At 41.9% G+C, this 16881-nt stretch carries 19 protein-coding genes; 6 read left to right on the top strand and 13 right to left on the bottom strand.

All coding sequences use genetic code 11. The features are described 5' to 3' along the window. Window positions 1-42 precede the first annotated feature (42 nt). Window positions 43-480, top strand: coding sequence for a coiled-coil domain-containing protein (locus AC3ISB_RS02200; protein WP_098370385.1), 438 nt, complete (start codon window positions 43-45; stop codon window positions 478-480). Between the two features lie 285 nt (window positions 481-765). On the opposite strand, the gene AC3ISB_RS02195 is transcribed toward AC3ISB_RS02200, so the two are convergent. The 3 genes from AC3ISB_RS02195 to AC3ISB_RS02185 are packed head-to-tail and all read right to left on the bottom strand — an operon-like array spanning window position 766 to window position 2707. Continuing rightward, on the bottom strand, window positions 766-993 hold the full coding sequence (locus tag AC3ISB_RS02195; RefSeq protein WP_076372781.1) for a group-specific protein: 228 nt from the start codon (window positions 991-993) through the stop codon (window positions 766-768). 44 nt (window positions 994-1037) lie between these two features. Beyond that, on the bottom strand, window positions 1038-2315 hold the full coding sequence (locus tag AC3ISB_RS02190) for an ammonium transporter (RefSeq protein WP_489275427.1): 1278 nt from the start codon (window positions 2313-2315) through the stop codon (window positions 1038-1040). After that, window positions 2312-2707, bottom strand: coding sequence for a hypothetical protein (locus AC3ISB_RS02185; protein WP_489275426.1), 396 nt, complete (start codon window positions 2705-2707; stop codon window positions 2312-2314). The genes AC3ISB_RS02190 and AC3ISB_RS02185 overlap by 4 nt, the downstream gene beginning before the upstream one ends. 268 nt (window positions 2708-2975) lie before the next feature. Here AC3ISB_RS02185 and AC3ISB_RS02180 point away from each other — a divergent pair, with 268 nt between their 5' ends. The 4 genes from AC3ISB_RS02180 (at window position 2976) to AC3ISB_RS02165 (ending at window position 5850) form a co-directional block, all read left to right on the top strand. Next, window positions 2976-3179: a DUF1657 domain-containing protein gene (locus tag AC3ISB_RS02180; protein WP_057278507.1), complete on the top strand. Its 204-nt coding sequence runs from the start codon at window positions 2976-2978 to the stop codon at window positions 3177-3179. 334 nt (window positions 3180-3513) lie between these two features. Continuing rightward, on the top strand, window positions 3514-4518 hold the full coding sequence (spoVAD, locus tag AC3ISB_RS02175; RefSeq protein ID WP_098370382.1) for a stage V sporulation protein AD: 1005 nt from the start codon (window positions 3514-3516) through the stop codon (window positions 4516-4518). Between the two features lie 234 nt (window positions 4519-4752). Further along, window positions 4753-4959, top strand: a complete 207-nt coding sequence (locus AC3ISB_RS02170) for a DUF1657 domain-containing protein (RefSeq protein WP_076372773.1) — start codon at window positions 4753-4755, stop codon at window positions 4957-4959. Between the two features lie 30 nt (window positions 4960-4989). Then, a complete protein-coding gene (locus AC3ISB_RS02165; RefSeq protein WP_489275423.1) occupies window positions 4990-5850 on the top strand; it encodes a DUF421 domain-containing protein in 861 nt (286 codons plus the stop codon). An 8-nt stretch (window positions 5851-5858) separates the two neighbouring features. On the opposite strand, the gene AC3ISB_RS02160 is transcribed toward AC3ISB_RS02165, so the two are convergent. After that, entirely contained in the window at window positions 5859-6380 is a 522-nt protein-coding gene (locus AC3ISB_RS02160; protein ID WP_397270879.1) for a YitT family protein, read from the bottom strand. Between the two features lie 871 nt (window positions 6381-7251). After that, window positions 7252-8622 carry a 23S rRNA (uracil(1939)-C(5))-methyltransferase RlmD gene (gene rlmD / locus AC3ISB_RS02155; protein ID WP_480339777.1) on the bottom strand — a complete coding sequence of 457 codons (1371 nt, stop codon included), beginning with the start codon at window positions 8620-8622 and terminating at the stop codon, window positions 7252-7254. 189 nt (window positions 8623-8811) lie between these two features. Between rlmD and AC3ISB_RS02150 the strand changes: the two genes are divergently transcribed. Then, window positions 8812-9030 carry a hypothetical protein gene (locus AC3ISB_RS02150; protein ID WP_076372766.1) on the top strand — a complete coding sequence of 73 codons (219 nt, stop codon included), beginning with the start codon at window positions 8812-8814 and terminating at the stop codon, window positions 9028-9030. 44 nt (window positions 9031-9074) lie between these two features. Here the strand turns inward: AC3ISB_RS02150 and AC3ISB_RS02145 are convergent, their stop codons facing one another. The 8 genes from AC3ISB_RS02145 to gatA form a co-directional block, all read right to left on the bottom strand. Beyond that, window positions 9075-9650, bottom strand: coding sequence for a GNAT family N-acetyltransferase (locus tag AC3ISB_RS02145; RefSeq protein ID WP_430097440.1), 576 nt, complete (start codon window positions 9648-9650; stop codon window positions 9075-9077). A 62-nt stretch (window positions 9651-9712) separates the two neighbouring features. After that, the gene (locus tag AC3ISB_RS02140) at window positions 9713-10627 is read right to left on the bottom strand and encodes a diacylglycerol kinase (RefSeq protein WP_098370377.1); all 915 of its coding nucleotides are present in this window, start codon (window positions 10625-10627) and stop codon (window positions 9713-9715) included. A 182-nt stretch (window positions 10628-10809) separates the two neighbouring features. After that, complete coding sequence (locus AC3ISB_RS02135) at window positions 10810-11736, bottom strand: hypothetical protein (RefSeq protein WP_489275421.1); 927 nt, start codon at window positions 11734-11736, stop codon at window positions 10810-10812. Then, window positions 11733-12803 (bottom strand): hypothetical protein, encoded by a 1071-nt coding sequence (locus AC3ISB_RS02130; protein ID WP_141992748.1) that lies wholly within the window; start codon window positions 12801-12803, stop codon window positions 11733-11735. The genes AC3ISB_RS02135 and AC3ISB_RS02130 overlap by 4 nt, the downstream gene beginning before the upstream one ends. Continuing rightward, window positions 12796-13269: a hypothetical protein gene (locus AC3ISB_RS02125; RefSeq protein WP_141992749.1), complete on the bottom strand. Its 474-nt coding sequence runs from the start codon at window positions 13267-13269 to the stop codon at window positions 12796-12798. The genes AC3ISB_RS02130 and AC3ISB_RS02125 overlap by 8 nt, the downstream gene beginning before the upstream one ends. Then, window positions 13266-13808: a sigma-70 family RNA polymerase sigma factor gene (locus AC3ISB_RS02120; RefSeq protein WP_260397999.1), complete on the bottom strand. Its 543-nt coding sequence runs from the start codon at window positions 13806-13808 to the stop codon at window positions 13266-13268. The genes AC3ISB_RS02125 and AC3ISB_RS02120 overlap by 4 nt, the downstream gene beginning before the upstream one ends. A gap of 167 nt (window positions 13809-13975) precedes the next feature. Continuing rightward, a complete protein-coding gene (gatB, locus tag AC3ISB_RS02115) occupies window positions 13976-15403 on the bottom strand; it encodes an Asp-tRNA(Asn)/Glu-tRNA(Gln) amidotransferase subunit GatB (RefSeq protein ID WP_098370372.1) in 1428 nt (475 codons plus the stop codon). 12 nt (window positions 15404-15415) lie between these two features. Beyond that, window positions 15416-16876, bottom strand: a complete 1461-nt coding sequence (gene gatA / locus AC3ISB_RS02110) for an Asp-tRNA(Asn)/Glu-tRNA(Gln) amidotransferase subunit GatA (RefSeq protein ID WP_098370371.1) — start codon at window positions 16874-16876, stop codon at window positions 15416-15418. Window positions 16877-16881 lie beyond the last annotated feature (5 nt).

Here is a 16881-nt window from a genome sequence, read left to right as displayed (position 1 = left end):
TTATAACGTATCCATCCTGATTTTAAAAAAGGAGAGTTGACCATGAATTCATACGGATTTTACCCTATTCCACAACAAAATGGAAATCACCAGTACTTTGAGCCTAATTATAACCCATATTTCCAACAGCCCGAACGATTTGATTACATGCCACAGCAAGATTGGAACCTTCAGCAGGTACAAGAAAATCCATATAGCCAGGTGCCCGACCAATTCGATGTTGAAAGGCAGCCTCAACAACTTGAAAGAAGAGTCCGGGAACTTGAGCGTCAAAACGAGCGTCAATCAAGGGAACTCACTCGGCTGAACCAAGAAATTACAAGGATAAATCGAGAAGTGAACCGTGTAAACCAGGAAATAACCAGACTGAGTCAAAATGATCAACGTCAAACGAATAGGCTGAATCGACTAAATCAAAGACTTCGTGCCGTTGAACGAAACCTTAACATCCCCTTCACCGCAACAGATGATGGTTTTTAAAGAAATAGCAGGAGCTCCTTATGGGCTCCCGCTTTTTTACTTTCTCCATGCTTTTATCGAAGGCTCTGTTAGTCAGCCAGTACATGAGGTTTAATCAAACGATTGATTAAATCTTTAAATTAAAATGATTAATCAATTAAGTAGTTATAATTATTGATGCGTTGGTTAAAAAGAAAATAGGAGTCAGCCATTCCCGCGGAATCCTTTAAATCATTTAACAGAAGATTCCATAATGAAAAAACAAAAAACGAACGGGAGTATACTTGCACTCTCGTTCTTTCTCTTTTACAGCATTATCCGTTTCAACTTTTCGTTTCTAGATTCCTGTTCCTCCTGGGTAGACAAGTCATACTTCTTCAATAGATGAAAAAGTTCATTCAATGTTTCTTGCGAATTCCCTTTTTCAAGATATCGATCTAATGTTTGACTCAATTCGGTTGGTAAAAATGCCTTTTGACTCTCAAATTTCAGCCTGACATCTTGTTGCGAATGATTAAGATTGCATGCACCCATTTAAAATTCACCTCTTATTTGATTCTACCATCGTATTATGGACATTACCTTGTCAATTCTTCCTCTTGCTTATAGTAGTCCTCTACCTTAATGAACTCTGGTGAGGTATGTGTGGCCATAATGCCATGATAACTAATATCCAACCCAAGTTCTTCTTCTTCTTCAGTGGATCTTATAGGCAGCCAAACATTTATAACTTTAAAAACGAGCCATGTTACTGAAAAGCCCCAAATGCATAACACCACTAATCCTAACGTTTGAACTCCGAGCAAATGCCATCCCCCACCTGCAAACAATCCGTTTTCAGTGGAAAAAAGCCCGACCGCTATCGTACCCCACATTCCTGATGCCGCATGAACGGGAAAGGCACCAACCGGATCATCGATTTTTCGGGCTTCCAACCAATTGGTCGCAGCTAACATCAACATTCCAGAAACCGCTCCAATCAGTAATGCTGCCAGATCACTAACGAATGCACATCCAGCTGTAATCCCGACAAGACCTGCAAGTGAGCCATTGATGACGGAAGGTGCATCCGAGCGTCCATATCTAAATAGTGTATAAAGCAAGGTCACCGCTCCCCCTGATGCTGCTGAGAGCATCGTGACAATGGCAATATGGCCAATGCGTACATCTGTAGCCTGCAAGGTACTTCCTGCATTGAACCCAAACCAGCCAAACCATAAAAGGAATGCCCCGACAGATGCCAGTGGGAGATTACTCGGCAGCGAAATGGAGCTAGTCCCCCGTGAAGTGAATTTACCTGCTCTCGGACCGATTACAATGGCAGCCGCAAGTGCAGAAAAACCGCCTAGTGCATGAATGACTGCAGACCCTGCGAAGTCCTGCATGCCCAACCCGCTTAACCAGCCAGCCCCCCATACCCAGTGACCGGCAATCGGATAGATGAATGCCGTCATCATTACGACAAAAATAAGATAAGCCCGAAAATTGATCCTTTCCGCAACCGCTCCCGAAACTATCGAAATAACGGCGATGACGAATGCCCCTTGAAATAACCAAAATGCATCCATGGAAATCGTAAGGTCGATGTGCGACAAATCGCCTTTCAGCAGAAAGCCACTTGATCCAATGGTTCCAAATACATCGGTTCCATACATTAAGCCAAAACCAACGACGAAATAGCAAAGCGTTCCGATCGTAATATCAGCAAAAACCTTCATGATGATATTCACATTATTCTTCGTACGGACGAACCCCGCCTCCAATAAAGCAAACCCGCCCTCCATTAATAGAATCATGGCTGCTGTCAGCACCACCCAAACCGTATCCAATCCAGCGTTTAACGTTTCTAGAGTCATCTTGGTGTTCCCTCCGCTTTCTGCCAGTCCTTTATTTCTTTAATGATGTCCGATGGTAAATTCATTTCCCGTTTTTCCGTTTCAGCTTCGAGTAAACCAATCACCTGATTTAAAAAAGCAACCTTCTGTTTTATCATCTCAATTTTTTTATATCTATCCTTAACATTCACCAAATGCTCAACGGCCTGGTGATGACTTGGGGCACGCCCTGTAAAAAAACGTTTAAATGGTGATAGGGATTGATACCAAGCTTCCTCAGCTCTTCGTTTTTGCTCATATTTATGTATTTTACCTTTTATCGATTCAATTTCCGACTCCTGTTTGCTTTTATAAAATAGCAGGCCTTTTAACACTTCTTCAGTTGAAATTTCAAAAACAACTCTACTATACAAATCGTCCCGAATATAAATGTCATATCACCTCACGTAATCACGTTATGTTTCCTGTAATTATATTAAGAATTCTGAATTCAGTCAATAATTAAACAATAAAACAATTTGCGTATCAAATAGGTGGAGAATGATATTAACTACACTTCTGCCTGTTCCCTTTCCATTAATCAAACGTTTGATTAATTCAATCCTAGAGAAATTTGGAAGGTATAGATAATCATTTTTTCCTTACTCTAATAAGGCAGTTACAAACTAAGGAGGTTCATACATGACAGTAATAAACGATGTCAAAACAACTATAGCAGGGCTAAAAAGCGCTCAAGCGAGCTTTGAAACCTTCGCTCTTTCCACAGATAATGAGCAAGCCAAACAGCTATACCAACAAGCTGCCCAACAAACACAAACAATCGTGGACAGCATCACGCCTCGCATTGAAGAGATTCAAAACGAGGAACCTCAATATAAACAATAATCATTCATATAAAAAGGTTGGTTAAAGCAACCAGCCTTTTTTATATCTTTAATCCATAAGGAGAATGAAGCCTTCCATTCTTTTTTCTTTAATAAAGGACGGGGCTTGAATATACCATAGGGTTACATACAAGCAATCCAATTGACCGAAATGCAGGCAATCAAGCCTAAAGCTAATGAAACAGGATGAAGTCGCTGAAGCTATTAATTCATACGCTTACAAATTTTCGTAAGACCTTAATAAAAGGATTTCAAAAGGAATTGACTCAAGGATCTATGTTTATTCCAAGGTTTTATCTTAGCACTGACAATACTCTACAATGGGGTGGTTAATAATGCTTACGGGGCATCGCACATGGGTGTTTGATCAAAAGCCTGTCATCGTCTCCACAGGAACCGTTGGCGGTCCATTTGAAGCAGAAGGTTTGCTTGCGGATGATTTCGATCTTCTCCATTCCGATTTATGGATAAATCAAGATACCTATGAAAAGGCACATAAAGTCTTATTGGAAGAAGCGAGTACAAAAGCAATCGAAAAGGCGGGTCTTCAGAAGGAACAGATTCAATTTTTCCTTGGAGGCGACCTTATCAATCAAATAACCCCTACGAGTTTTGCCTGTCGTACACTGGGAACACCTTATCTCGGCTTATTTGGTGCTTGCTCCACCTCCATGGAGGGACTGGCTCTTGGTGCATACCTTGTCAATACCAAAGGGGCAGAGTACTTATTGACAGGAGCATCAAGTCATAACGCCGCAGTAGAAAAGCAATTTCGCTACCCAACTGAATACGGAGGGCAAAAACCTCCAACAGCCCAATGGACCGTTACAGGGGCAGGGGTGGCTTTATTAAGTAGTGCCGGGGAAGGCCCTAGGGTCACTTCAGCTACGATAGGCCGTGTCATCGACATGGGATTGACTGATCCTTTCAATATGGGCGGTGCCATGGCCCCAGCTGCTGTAGATACGATTGAAGCCCATTTAAGAGAACGGAACCTAGACCCATCCTATTATGATTTAATAGTGACCGGGGATTTAGGGAAGATTGGACATGAAGTTTCTCTGGCATTATTTGAAAAACATGGTACGCCGATTAAAGAAGAGCAATATAAAGATTGCGGTTTAATGATATACAGGGATGGTCAACCGGTCTTGTCCGGGGCAAGTGGCCCTGGATGTTCCGCAACCGTCGTTTATGGTCATTTATTGAATCGCATGAAAAAGGGAGAAATAAAACGATTGCTCGTCGTGGCTACCGGCGCCTTATTATCTCCCCTATCCTTTCAACAAAGTGAGACGATCCCATGCATTGCCCATGCCGTTTCGATTGAATATGAATGAATGACAACCATGATTCACTTGTGTAATCGGGTCATATAAGGTTTGAAGTGCCTGCTCATCCGGATGAACTTTCGCAGCTGAGGATATTGTTTTCAGGAGGGTTAGCGGATGCGGAAAAGCATGGATTGATCGGTTGTTGTCACTGGCACGATTGAAGTAACCTGTGCCGGTAAAAACAGCCTCGGAGTGTTACAAGCCATTATATTTAGAGCCAAAGGATAAGGAGGATGCTGTATGACAATAGCTTCTAATGTAAAACAATGTGTCTCTAGCCTTAAAGGAGTTGAAGCAGGTTTGTCCAGCTTAGCACTCCGGACTCAAGATGATGAATCTAAACGCATCTTGCATGAAACGATGCTGGTGGTGAATGAAGTTATGAAGGATGTACAGAAGCGCGTGGGAGAGTTAGAACGGGAAGAACCACAATATAAAGGTTTTTAAATACCATGATCAAGCAGGAGGTGTTTGGTAATGCCGGATTGGATAGAAATTGTTTTGCGTTCTTTATTCTTTTTAATTGTTCTTTTTGTGATTACAAAAGTGTTAGGAAAAAAGCAATTGTCACAGCTCTCCTTTTTTGAATATGTAACGGGCATAACCATTGGTAATGTTGGGGCAGAATTAGCTACGAAAGTTGAGGGCAATGTTATACATGGTGTACTGTCCATTCTTGTTTTTGCCATAGCACCCTTCGTTGCAGGATCAATATCCCTAAAAAGTAAAACTTTCCGTGATCTTGTGGAAGGAAAAGCATCGGTTTTCATCAAAGATGGAAAAGTCATGGAAGATAATTTAAAAAAAGAGAAATATACCATCGATGAATTATTGGCATTGCTCCGGAAAAAGGATGTCTTCGATATTTCTGAAGTTGAGTTTGCCTTATTGGAAGCCAACGGGGATTTTTCCGTAATGTTAAAGAAGCAAAATCAACCTATAACACCTAAGGACCTTAACCTGTCAGTGGCTGCAGTGAAGGAGCCACAAACCATCATTATGGACGGCAACATACTTGATGAACCGCTTTCCACGATTGGACTGAACCGAAATTGGCTTCATACTGAACTGGATAAGTTGGGTGTAATCCTTGATAATGTGTTTCTTGGTCAAGCCAATTCCAACGGGGAATTAACCGTGGACCTTTTTGATGATAAACTTAAAGTTCCTTCTCCTCAAGAAAAACCGCTTATGCTCGCGACCTTGAAAAAATGCCAAGCGGACTTAGAGTTGTTTGCACTTGGAACTGAATCAAAGGAAGCTAAAGAGATGTTTAGCAAAAATAGCGAAAAGCTGCAAAGGGCAATAGATGAAGTGGCCTATATCTTAAGGAACTGATAATATATTCATTTCCTGACTTTCATAAGCGAAGTGATCAGTCCAATGATGACGATCGTCACACATGAAAAAAGAAAAATTTCGATACCTAAGGTGAATGCTGCAGCTGAAATGATTAGTGTATCTATGACGATAATCGCCAATGCAATATCCATGGAAGTAGACTTCGAGATAATTTTGGCTAACATATCCGTTCCCCCGCTGCTTGTCTCATATCGAAGCATGAGACCTATACCCATCCCTATGATGGCACCGCCAATCAAAGAACTTGTTAGTATCGACATGGAAAAGACCTTTTTCAATGGATTAAGCCAATCCATAAAAAGGGATGTCAGAAGCAATCCGTGAACACTGCTATAGAAAAAAGACCGTTCATAGTACCAGGCATATAAAAATATGGGAATACTGAGGATCAACATGGATAACCCTGTTTGAAAACCAAAGAAATAATGAAGGATGAGTGCAATCCCAATAACGCCGCCATCTATTAAATGGTGCGGAACTAAAAAGCCATTGATTCCAATACCCACCAAAAAGCTACCAACAATTACAGCAACCGCTTTTTGAAAATTAATAAAATCACCTGCCTTACATTTTATATATCCTTACTATATGTCCAAGTCAGAGCGTCAAGAATATCCATCCAAAAAAAAATTCCCCTCCTTTCACTTCAATTTAACTACGTGAAAAAGGGTCCGGTCAATGACCGAGACCCACAGTTTGTAGGTAAAAGGGGTTCGGAACACATATCTTTCATCACATGATGCTCCGAACCACCTGCCCCAAAGCAACACCTTCAACTTCTCAGGTATGGTTTCTATCTCTAAGCTTAGAAAAGCGCGTCTGGGGGAGACCCCCGCAGGCGCATGCCGAGGGCTGACCGCCCGCGGAAAGCGAGTGCCTGGAACGGAAATCAACGTCCAAATTGTACAAGCCATAAAAAAACTGTAGACAAAATGGGTTCGGAAAACGTAGGTTATGGTTTCTATCTAAATTTAAATAACAAAGTTGATTGGAGTGGAAGGCACGAGACTCCTGCGGGATAAGCGCGTCTGGGGGAGACCCCGCAGGCTCATGCCGAGGAGGCTCCCTGACCGCCCGCGGAAAGCGAGTGCCTGGAGCGGAAATCAACGTCCAAATTATACAAGCCATAAAAAAACTGTGGACAAAATGGGTTCGGAAAACGTAGGTTATGGTTTCTATCTAAATTTAAATAACAAAGTTGATTGGAGCGGGTGTGCGAGACTCCTACGGGATAAGCGCGTCTGGGGAGACCCCGCAGGCGCATGCCGAGGGCTGACCGCCCGCGGAAAGCGAGTGCCTGGAGCGGAAATCAACGTCCAAATTGTACATGCCATAAAAAACTGTAGGGCCCGGTCATTTAGACCGGGCCCCATTCCATCATTTCAATTCTAATAACACTACATTTTCAACATGTGTCGTCATTGGGAACATATCGACAGGCTGGATATCAACTGCTTTATATCCGCCTTCTTCCAAGATATGAAGATCACGCGCTAGAGTGCCTGGGTTGCATGATACGTATACGACTTTGTTTGGCTTCATCTCGATGATCGTATTCAGAAGGGACTCTTCACAACCTTTGCGTGGAGGATCCATAACGATGACATCCGCAGTGTTGCCCTTTTGATACCATTCAGCAATAACGTTACCTGCATCGCCAACCATGAATTCTGCATTTGAGATATCATTCAATTCAGCGTTGCGGCGTGCGTCTTCTATCGCTTCTTCGACCACTTCGACACCGATTACTTTTTTCGCTTTTTTAGCTAAAAATAAAGAGATGGTTCCAATGCCGCAATAGGCATCAATCACCGTTTCTTCACCAGTCAGCCCTGCATAGTCAAGAGCTTTATCATAAAGGACTTTCGTTTGGTCTGGATTGATTTGGTAGAAGGATTTAGCTGATATCGCAAATTTCACATCACCGATCATATCATGGATCACTTCGTCGCCCCATAGTACAGTCATTTTATCGCCTAAGATAACATTCGTTTTCTTGGAATTCACGTTTTGAACGATGGATTTCACTTGTGGAAGACGTTCAACGATTTCCTTCACGATTGTTTCGATGAAAGGGATACTTTTCGTTCTCGTAACGAGAACGATCATTAATTCACCTGTTTGCTTGCCATAACGGGCCATGATGTGCCGCAATACACCTTTATGCGCCTCTTCATTGTAAGCAGGGATACCAAGTTTACTGAAAATCTCTTTAACAACTTGAACGGATTCATTGATCACTTCATTTTGGATAATACTTTCTTTTGTTTCAACAATTTCATGTGTCCGCGGTTTGAAGAACCCTGCTATTAGCTTGCCATCCTTTTCACCAACAGGCACTTGCGCTTTATTACGATAATGGGTCGGATTCTCCATCCCGATGATCGGATGAACCTTCACATCCTCAAGTTTCCCGATGCGTGTCATCACTTCACGCACTTGCTTTTCCTTGTATTCCAACTGTCCTTCATAGCTCATATGCTGCAGCTGACAACCACCGTATTTATGGTAATCTTCAGTCGTGACCTCAACCCGGTATGGACTGTTTTCGATAATCTCCATCAATCGTCCGAAGCCATAACCCTTATTAGCCTTCATCACTTTAATTTTTGCTTTTTCACCTGGAAGGGCGCTCTGAACAAAGATCGGGTAGCCATCGACTTTAGCGACGCCAGCTCCTTCATGCGTTAAATCTTCAAATAAAACCTCTATAATATCATTTTTAGCAACTGGTGCTGTTTTTTTCATATCATCTTCTCTTTTCTTTTTTATGCTAGCCTGTATTTTACCACAATAGAGGCCTCGCCACAAAACCACTCACCAATTTACCCTGTTTTTCATAAAAATATAGTGGAAGGAATTTACGGATTTTTCAAGTTCCATGAATAAAAGTTCAATAAAAAATGAAAAATAAGGAAAAACAGATGAGGTGAGGAAATGGGTTTATTTAACTCTATATCGGCCTGGAATGCTACAAGGTTAGAAAAACACCGAGCAAGTATGGAGGAAAAAGGCCTCTGTCCGGATTGTTACGGACGTGGATACAGCTCCTTCGTACCTACGGAATATCATTTTTCCGATATACATGACTGTCCCGGCTGTAATGGCACCGGAGTTTATTCTGATTGGGCAGCCATGAACGGGCAGCAAATGTAATCGCATACAGTGCCAAATTCCAAATGACTAAAAAGGACCTCCTGTTAAACAGGAGGTTCTTCTATTTCCTTCACCATATAGCGAAATTCATGGCCGCTAATCGAAATGGTTTTCATTTCCATATATCCTAATCTGCTATAGAGACGATTCGCCGCTTCATTTTCATTTTCAACGACTAAAGAAATTCTTGGATATCCCTTATGTTTAGCGTAACCCTCTACATATTGAATCAGGGCACTACCAATTCCTTTTCCTTGAAAATTCGGGTCAACGGACACAGTATCCAAATAAAAATCTCTCATTTCCGCTTCCTTATCGAGCGTAACGCTTGGGTCTTTCATTTTCATTCTTAATTGTTTCACTATCGGTTCATCCAAACTTTCGGCATCCTTACCATGGTAAGCAATGATCAATCCAGATACTTGTCCATCATGTTCACTGACAAGCGTATTTTCATAGCTGATTCGATTCCCACTTTTCCTGAACAAATCGGCAAGAACGGAAAGTATTCTTTCTTCTTCCGTTTCGCCTGTCAATACCTCTGCAATTTCCTTAATCGCTAACCGGGTCAATACGGCTGCCTTTTCAGCATCCTCCGGTGTCGCTTTCCTGATATACATGTTTGCAATTCTCCTTGCTTCATTAAACTGAAAAGGCCACCAGATTCAGTGGCCTTTTCAACCTATTTATTTGCCGGATCGTCCGGCAGTATTCCTTGCGGGATGAATACATCAAAATGGCGGTACTGATTTACGAATTCAGCTGGGGCCATCCCGCCAAATTCCCCATCCAAGTTAAGCATCATGTCATTTTTGGCATGTACTTTAATTCGATTGGCTTTTTCATAAATGACGTTTTTATCATGGATATGTTCACCGCGCATTGCCAATGTCGCGACACGGACAATATCAGCGAGGTTTGCCTTTTTCAAAATAAGCAACGTGAACATCCCATCATTCAAAGAGGCGTCAGGAGCCAGTTTCTCGAAGCCGCCGACAGAATTCGTGTTAGCCACCAAGAAAAGCATAATCTCTCCTTCAAAAAGCTTTCCATCATATTCAATAGAAACTTCCGTCGGCTTTATTGAAGGAAGCATTTCAATTCCTTTAATATAATATGCTAGCTGACCAAGCATGGTTTTCAGCTTGATCGGCACGTCGTAGGTCAATTCGGTCAATCTGCCCCCGCCAGCAATATTGATGAAATACTTATCATTCATTTTCCCAATATCGACCGGCATCGTATGCCCACCGGCAATAATTTCGGCTGCCCCTTCGATCGACTTCGGTAAATGCAGCGCCCGGGCGAAGTCATTGGTCGTTCCCGTCGGAATGATTCCTAGTTTCGGACGTTTCTCTGCAGTGGCCAGTCCATTAACAACCTCATAAATCGTACCGTCGCCCCCTGCTGCAATAACTATATCATAGCCGCGTTCAATCGCTATCTTAGCGGCTTTCGTCGCATCCCCGGCACCGGTCGTCGCATGTGCAGAAGCTTCATAACCAGCTTCTTCAAGTTTTGCTAGCACACCTGGCAGGCTCTTCTTAATGGCTTCCCGGCCCGAAGTCGGGTTGTAAATCAACCTTGCTCTTTTCATTTCCCATCATCCTTATACATATTGATTCCATAATTTACATCTTAATCCTTCATTACATGAAAAGCAATATTCGAAAAAAAGAGGACCGTAATTCGGTCCATACCTTTATATGCATTTTACTAGAAATCGTATCAGGGAAATTATAATGCTTTTTACAATTTTATTCTAGTAAATGATTTCAATCATGGATATTGAACATTCACGTTAAATGTATCGGTAACCGTTAAAGTATGTTTCCCTTTACCAATATTGAATATCCCATTCTTTTTTACAATGCCTTCTTCACTTGTTTCTTCTTTCACTTCAGTCATCTTCCAGCTATTCTCAGGACCTTCAAGTTCCTCGACTCCTCTAGCATCTATCTTGATATCACTATTATCCTGAAGGAATACACTTAGATTTCCGCTATCCTTCACACTCCAGTCATTCAAGAGTTTTCTAGGCTTCAAGACAAGATCGGTACTTTGTCCGTCTATCTCCACTGCCAACTCAGCAGGGATTATAAGAGTTGCCTTAATATTCTTTGTACCACTGTCCAAAAGTCCATTTTGAATCGGCAAATCCTTGAAGCTAATATAAAGCGTATCACCTTTTCTCTCAACGAGTAAATAATCTTCAGCGTTCTTCAACAACGAATCAGCATCTTTCATTACCCTCTCACCATATGTACCAAAAACGGAAACTTCTCCGTCATTACTACTTTCAATAGTCAATGGGTATGTACCAGAGTCCAGGACAACTCTCTGTATGCCTTTCCCTGCCTTTTGATTGAAACCAGGCAAATTGACCGTTTTCTCTTCACTATTCACGGCAGCCCTTACTTGATCCATCAATCCGCTTGATGTTAGCAGAATTAAAACTATTCCCGTCGTTCCAAGCAATCCCACGAAAAGAATGCTAAGAATATCATACTTTACAAAAGAACTTTCTTTTCTCGAAAAATAAATATAGAAGAGAATCTCTGCACCCAAGATTATGAACAGCAACGGCCACCATGATAGCAGAATCGTCGTCAAATTCATATCCGCAATTTGAGAAACCAGTAAAACCAAACCCAAACCAACCAGGGAGATCCCCATTGAAATCGTTCCGACTCTCCATGTTCTCATTTTGTCTCCTCCTTGGCTCTCCCTTTTTTACTTCCCGACAGCAGTTTGATTCCCCCGCCTATAAGAAGGATGCATACAAGACCTTTTTGAAAATAATCTCTAAACCAGTATTCCAAGTTGCTTCCAATCCATTCATCTAAATGAGGAGCAATCGCCGGGACGATTATATTACTGGCCAAGAAATAGATTCCAAGGCCCACCAACCCCAACCCTACCCATTTTTGATGATTGACCATTCCCGAAATGATGGGCGTATCCTCTACTGGACCCTCTTCCATTTTCGAAGCTTTTTGCAATCCATCAAAAAAACTATAAAACCAGATAATCGGAATAAGGAAAAAGAAGAAACCTAACCGGAGTAAATCCAGAATATAAATGGCGAATAAAAAGCCGGCCATCAGCTGTATCCCACGTTTTTGCAGCCCCAAATATAAGTGACCTGCACCAGGGAAAATAGCGAATAAAGTCGCGACCGATTTACTCTTCTTCCCGGATTCCCGTCTCTCCTCGAAATCTTCCAAAACGGTTCGATCGATAAGCTCCTCACCTCTTTGCTTTTTATTCAGCTGTTGAACTGAATCAAAAAAGCTGTAAATCCAGATAACAGGCAATAGTGCCATGAAAATTAACAGACCTTCCATTTGTGTCATCAAACTGATGAATATCACCATGATGCCAAGGCCTAAAAAGCCGATGAGAAAAATAAGACCACGGTTCATGAGGCCCAGCTGAAAATGCCCTAATCCAGGAACGAATGAAAGGATGATTACATAAAATCTTTCCGCTTCCGGCTGATCTGTCATTCCCTCTACATCCTCTTCACTTTTAGGATTCCTCAATGAGGTGACCACCAAATCAAATATACTGATGAAATAAAACACCATTCCAATAATGGAAAAAGCCAGAAACGCATCCGATTGACTGATCAACGAAAGAAAAAGACCACCAAGCCCCAATCCAGCCGTGGCAAGAAAATAAAATAACCCTTTATATTTCCTTCCTAGGTAAAAATGTCCGAAACCTGGCAGAAAAGATAATAAAAAAGCTAATACCGGACTTTTATTCATTTCTAAACCCCTCCTTATTTTTCTTTTCGATAGTTTCCATCCAATTAAATGTTTTATCAATAAGTCCATCGGTTAAGGACTGTGCTTCCTTTTCACTGCTTGATTCCACAGAATCCACGTATTCTGTCAATGATTGAAATACTCCGCCTGCCATCAATAAGATCGTAAATCCGGCCGCAATCAGGTAATGTCTTGTTATCGTCCGAAGTGATTTCTCATTTCGGGGTTGCTTTTCCTCTTCAACAGAGCCGCCTTTCAATCGGCCAATCGAGTCCATGACAGGACCTGCAATATCAATATCAAATCCTTCAATGTCCTGACTGATTTCTTCTTTTTCCATCGCTTCCATATAGGCGGACAAACACTTGTCACAGGAGTATAGATGATTTTCATATTCAATTTTTAGAGCCTCTGGTATTTTATCTGCCAAATATGCAACCCATTCTGCTTCAGGAACATGATTCATGAAAAATCCTCCTCTTTCCAATGTTTTCTCATCCAATTTCTCGCCCGATATAGCTTTACCTCCACAGATTTCACTTGAATCTGCTGTTCCTCTGCAATTTGCTTGAAAGTCTTTTCCTTTATGTAATAGCCATATACAACATCCCGATATCCCTCTGGAAGGTCATTCAGCTTCCGTAATACTTGCTTTCGCCTTTCATTCCGAAAAAATACTGCCTCGACATCATCAGTTAAGCCCAAATTAGCTTCCGATGAATGTTCGTCCTGCAATTCTTCCTTTTGGCGTTCCCTTTTTCTCTTTAAATCGATTGCATGATTGACCGCAATTCGGGTAATCCAAGTTTTGAAACCTTGGTTTTTATATTGAGGAAGAGAAGTGTAGATTTTGATAAAGACTTCCTGGGTAACATCTTCTGCATCCTTTTGATTCCGCAAGACGGAAAAGACGGTTCTATAAACCGTCTGTTTATAAGTTTCAATCAACATTCGGAATGCATGATCATTCCCAGCCCTAACCTTCTCAACTAACTCATCCGTCACTTCTCTTCCTCCTTTCCTGTTAAACATTCATGTAATAGACGACACAAAAAGGAGTTACCCCTACAGATAACTCAAAAAAAATCAAAAATTATTTTCAAGCTTTTCACAGTGAAGCCTTTTCTTAATCAAGAGAAAACCGTACCACTTTAAAAGTGATACGGTCAATATTAACGTTTATTGATTTCTTCCACCAAAATTTTATTAACAAGCTGTGGATTGGCTTGTCCTTTTGTCGCTTTCATGATCTGCCCGACAAGGAAGCCGATTGCTTTTTGTTTACCGGCCTTAAAATCTTCAATTGATTGCGGGTTATTATTCAATGCGTCTTCAACGGCTGTACGCAATGCGCCTTCATCGGAAATTTGGACTAGTCCCTTCTCCTTGACGATCGTTTCCGCATTTCCGCCGTTTTCAATCAATTCTTTGAAAACTTTTTTAGCGATTTTAGAAGAGATCGTGCCATCTTCAATCAGCTTGATCATTCCAGCCAACGATTCAGCAGTCAATTTGACTTCATGCAGCTCTTTACCTTCTGCATTCAAGAAAGCTGAAACCTCACCCATGATCCAGTTAGATGCTAGTTTCGCATCCGCGCCTGAAGCGACTGTCGCTTCAAAGAAATCAGCACTTTCTTTCGTTACCGTTAAAACGGCTGCATCATATTCAGGTAAGCCGAATTCTTCGACATAACGTTTTTTCCGGGCATCCGGAAGTTCCGGAATCTCGGCAGCGATACGTGCTTTCCATTCTTCATCGATATGGATTGTCAATAAGTCAGGTTCCGGGAAGTAACGGTAATCATCGGAGCCTTCCTTAATTCGCATTAGTACCGTTCTGCCTGTAGCTTCGTCGAACCGGCGAGTTTCCTGTTCGATTATGCCGCCTTCATTCAAGACTTCCGCTTGTCGGATTTCTTCATGCTCCAATCCTTTGCGAACGAAGTTGAATGAGTTCAAGTTTTTCAATTCGGTTTTCGTACCGAATTCCTTTTGCCCAACAGGTTTCAAGGAAATGTTAGCATCACAGCGAAGTGAGCCTTCTTCCATTTTACAATCGGAAACGCCTGTGTATTGAATGATCGATTTCAACTTTTCCAGATAAGCATAAGCTTCTTCTGGGGAAGTGATATCCGGTTCAGATACGATTTCAACAAGTGGCGTACCTTGGCGGTTATAATCACAAAGTGAATAGTTCCCTTTATGTGTCAGCTTTCCAGCATCCTCTTCCATATGAATGCGGGTAATGCCAATTTTCTTTTTCTTGCCGCCCACTTCGATCTCAATCCAACCATGCTCACCGATCGGCTGATCGAACTGTGAAATTTGGTATGCTTTAGGATTGTCCGGGTAAAAATAATTTTTCCGGTCGAATTTCGTAATTTCCGCCACTTCGCAATTCAGGGCAATTGCAGCCTTCATTGCAAAATCAACAGCCTTTTTATTGACGACAGGCAATACACCTGGGTAGCCTAGGTCGATTACAGTCGTGTTACTATTTGGAGCGGCACCAAAATGATTTGGGCTCGCCGAGAAAATTTTAGAATCCGTTTTTAATTCTACGTGTACTTCTAGACCAATCACCGTTTCAAAGTCCATTTTTTTCACCCCTTACAGCTTAGGAAATTGTTTATGAAAATCTGTTGCTTGCTCAAATGCGTGAGCCGCGCGGTAAATCGTGCTTTCATCAAAATGCTTTCCAATCATTTGCAGTCCAAGCGGAAGCCCATTCGCCGCAAATCCACATGGCACGGATATACCCGGTACACCAGCAAGATTGACTGGAATCGTCAAGATATCATTTGCATACATCGTTAATGGATCGTCGACTTTCTCACCAATTTTAAATGCAGGCGTAGGTGTAGTCGGCCCAACGATGACATCGTATTTTTCAAACACATCTTCAAAGTCTTTTTTGATTAACGTACGTACTTTTTGAGCCTTTTTATAATAAGCATCATAATAACCGGAACTTAAGGAGAACGTTCCAAGCATGATACGGCGCTTCACTTCGTCACCGAATCCTTCTGCACGGGTTTGCTTATACATTTCTATTAGAGTTTCTGCATTATCTGTACGATGCCCGTAACGCACACCGTCAAAACGTGAAAGGTTAGCCGAAGCTTCAGATGAAGAAAGCAGATAATAAGCAGCTAAGGCATATTTGGAATGCGGCAAGGATACCTCTTCCCACTCAGCTCCAAGCCCCTCTAATACTTTTAACGCTTCAAGTACGGAATTACGTGCTTCTTCGCCAACGCCTTCACCAAGATATTCTTTAGGCACGGCTATTTTCAATCCTCTAACATCGCCTGTTAACGAATTCACAAAACTCGGCACGTCAACATTAGCAGAGGTCGAATCCATTGGATCTACACCTGAAATCGCTTCAAGCAAATAAGCGTTATCTTCAACCGTTCTTGTGACCGGCCCAATTTGGTCCAATGAAGACGCAAAAGCTACAAGTCCGAACCGGGAAACCCGTCCATATGTAGGTTTTAAGCCGACAACTCCACAATATGCCGCTGGTTGGCGGATCGAACCACCCGTATCGGAACCTAAAGAGAATAGGACTTCACCGGAAGCGACGGATGCAGCTGAACCACCCGAAGAACCGCCTGGCACATATTCCGTGTTCCATGGGTTGCGTGTTGCTTGAAATGCGGAGTTCTCATTAGAGGAACCCATCGCAAACTCATCCATATTCAATTTTCCGATCGTAACCGTTTCTTCCTTTTGTAGTTTTTGAACTACGGTTGCATCATAGATTGGATCAAAGTTCTCCAAAATTTTGCTCGCACAAGTCGTACGCAAATTTTTAGTGACAATATTATCCTTCACTCCGATTGGCATACCAAATAAAGCGCCTTCGTTCTCGCCTTTAACCAATTGATCATCCAATCGTTTTGCTTGACTGCGGGCGTTTTCTTCATCTAGTGTCAAAAATGCCTTCACCTTGTCCTCTACCTGTCCGATTCGCTTATACGATTCGTTAACAAGATCAGTGACACTTATCTCTTTCTTATGTAAGCGTTCATGAAGCTCAGAAACCTTTTGTTCGAACAACGACATCATTG

This window comes from Peribacillus sp. GL_122, assembly GCF_057835005.1.
Note: the sequence above shows the minus strand (reverse complement) of the source record. Positions and strands in the feature narration are given on the sequence as shown.